Origin of the sequence: Methanospirillum sp. (assembly GCF_035560735.1) — an archaeon.
Taxonomy (GTDB): Archaea; Halobacteriota; Methanomicrobia; order Methanomicrobiales; family Methanospirillaceae; genus Methanospirillum.
The window spans coordinates 1-3099 of sequence record NZ_DATMYY010000356.1 but is presented as its reverse complement, the minus strand read 5'-3'; the positions used below and the strand labels follow the sequence as shown (position 1 = coordinate 3099).

Here is a 3099-nt window from a genome sequence, read left to right as displayed (position 1 = left end):
GAATTAAAGAGAAAAATATCTTGAGTGACAACTGATACAAGGTTTCGGAGATATTCAAGAGGGAATTCCCTGATATCATGACCATCCAGACTGATTGAACCACTTTCAGCATCCCAGAATCGCATCAAGAGGTGTGTCAGAGTCGTCTTGCCAGCTCCTGTCATTCCAACAATGGCAGCGGTGCATCCTGAAGGAACCTGGAATGATATTCCTTTAAGAACAGGTGGCTCTGATTCTCCATACTTGAACCAGAGATCAGAAACCTCAAGAGATGGAACAGAAGAGATTTTTATCTCTGGTGCTGTAGTCTCCTGCACCACAGGGATATCATCCATTATTGCAAAAAATCGCTTAGATCCTGCAATTGTCATACTCAGCTGTTTTGAAACTTCAATAACCTCTTTAAGGGCCGTAAAGGCTCCAGCTGACAAAATAACAGATATCGGCAGATAAAAAGAATTGATCACACCAGCCTGCGTCAGAATTGTCGCCTGAACAAGGACAATCACTACACCGGCAGAGACTAATATTGCATAACTAGCAGAGGCGAGAGCGTTTACCCTGGCATATGATCGCTGTTCTTTGCGATACTCAAGAACCATTTTGATAATTGCATCAAGACGATCTTTTCCTCTTCCAAATGCTAAAATTTCCCATATTCCCTGAACACTATCAATCAGGAATGAACTCATAGTAGCAAGGTACTGCCTGAGCCGGTCTCCTTTGTGCTGATTAATATGGACAGAAAGTGCAGGAATGAGAGCAGTCAGTACAAGGAACAATAACTGGATGAGAGCAAGTGAGGGATGAATGTATGCCAGACCACAAAGAACGATACACGGAACAATAACTGCAACCACTATCTGTGTGAGCGTGTGTGCAAAGAAGAGCTCAAGTATCTCGATATTATTGATCGCAACTGAGACAAGATCGCCGGTTCGCCGGGAAACAAAAATCGCAGGAGCAAGGGGATCTACTTTTTTGTAAAATTCGTTTCTCAAATCAGATAATATCCTGAACGCTGCAATATGATTAAGATAAGGACCAAAGTAACCACAGACTCCCCTCAGTAATGCAAGGACAAGTATCACCGTACCAATGGGAAGAAGGGCAGATGCCTGAGCATTTCCCGTTGCTGTATAGATGAGCAAAACTCCAAGAAGCCCGATACCGATGGTGACAAGTTGTTTTGTGGCATCACAAAGCATGCCAGTGGTGAGCAGGAGCAAATGAGATCGCACAAGGCCGGTAAGACGAACGAGCTCTTTGAATGCAGAGAGTTGTGTCATGCTTCACCCCCCTGGGATACAACATCTTCGGTGCTGAGCATCCGGAGTTGTGCATGAACAAGTCTGGCATATTGACCACCAGTCTCAAGCAATTGTTCATGTGTTCCGATTTCAACAATTCTGCCTTCATCCATAACCATAATTCTGTCTGCACGTCTGATAGTTGAGAGCCGGTGGGCTATCACGAGAACCGTTCTGTCTTTGCAAAGCTCGTCTAGAGCTCTTTGTATCAGTTTCTCGGATCCGGCATCGATACTTGAGGTTGGCTCATCTAAAAGCAGAACAGGGGCATCTTTCAGGATAGCTCGTGCAATAGCTATCCGCTGTTTCTCTCCACCAGATAATCGGGTGCCCCTTTCTCCGGTGATAGTATCATAACCTTGTGCAAGGCTGCAGATCCAGTCATGGATCTGTGCAGCTTTGGCAGCATTTTCAATATCTTCTTTGGTGGCAGAAGGATTGCCTATCAGAATGTTGTTTCGAATCGTATCGTAGAAAAGATATGTCTCCTGAGAAACAAGTGATAACTGTTCTCGGAGCTGCAATAGTGGAAATGTGTCTATTGGCGTTCCTTCAAGCAGAATATACCCCTGCTGAGGATTATGAAACCGGTATAAAAGATCGATGACCGTACTTTTTCCAACTCCTGATGCACCGACAAGGGCAACTGTTTCTCCGGATTTTATGGTGAACGAGCAATCTTTGAGAACTTCTCTTCCTGTTTCATATCCAAAACTGATGTGTTCAAACCTGAGCTCTGGTGGAGGAACCCGATGAACCGGGATGGGTGTATCAGGACTTGTAACCTGAGGCTCTTCCTGCATGATCTGCTCAAGGGTATCTAGAGCCCGCTTTCCGTACAGACTGTTGTGAAAGTGCTGGCTCAGAGCAATGACGTGCTCGTAAAAAACCGGGCCAACCAGAAGGACTGTCATTACTCCTTCTAAAGAAAATCGTCCGTAAGAATACTGAATACAGGCATATAATAGGGCTAGCCCGTATCCCAGGTATGGAACAACATCACAGACGTAATGAACGCCAAAAAAGATCTTCAGGGCTTTAATATAGGTATTTTTGAGTGTTTCAGCCTTCTTATGGATAAGGCCTGCCCGGTGTCTGCTGAGACCAAACATCTTTAATGTGGTCAGTCCCTGCAGGCTTTCAGCATAATATGAACTGAGATCATGATAATCACGCCAGATGTCCAGTTTTTCATTCCAGGAGAGTTTGTATGAGAGTGCTACCGAGAATGGTACCAAAGGAACAAAGGCAAGAAGAATTAATGCAACAGGGAGATCAAGAATGGCAGTAAAAGCGACAAAGAGAATAGATGGAACCAGAAAGCAGAGGATAAGACAGGGAATAAAAAATCCTACATACTGCTCTAGTGTGTCTACACCGTCTGCAATGGTCGCTGCAACAGAGCCGGAACTTTTATGTTCAGTATATGAAGGACCGAGACGAAGGAGATGTTCATACACTTTTTTTCTGACTCCGAGTTTCATCAGATCAGAAGTCCGCTGTGCTGAAAGATCCCTCATAGCCTCCGCTCCTCCCCTGACGAGAAGGAGGAGAACCATAGCACAAATAATAGGAATTATGGCTGTTATTGGATTGCCATGAATGACAGCTCCGATAAGAAGACTTACCAGAAAGAGCATTGCGATATTTGTTCCAGAACTGATAAGACCGGCCAGAGTTGTAATTCCCATACTTTTTGTCATGCCATCAGCAAGCCGGAAGATTCTCCGGTCAAATAAAGCTGAGCTAAGCCATGACAGGAGGGAAATATCATCTGATTGCATTAATT

At 44.5% G+C, this 3099-nt stretch carries 2 protein-coding genes; both read right to left on the bottom strand.

Annotated elements, in window-relative coordinates:
• A partial coding sequence (locus VN429_RS10610; RefSeq protein ID WP_325633094.1) for an ABC transporter ATP-binding protein occupies window positions 1-1289 on the bottom strand: 1289 nt, incomplete at its 3' end.
• On the bottom strand, window positions 1286-3099 hold a 1814-nt coding region (locus tag VN429_RS10605), incomplete at its 5' end, for an ABC transporter ATP-binding protein/permease (RefSeq protein WP_325633092.1). The genes VN429_RS10605 and VN429_RS10610, both read right to left, overlap by 4 nt.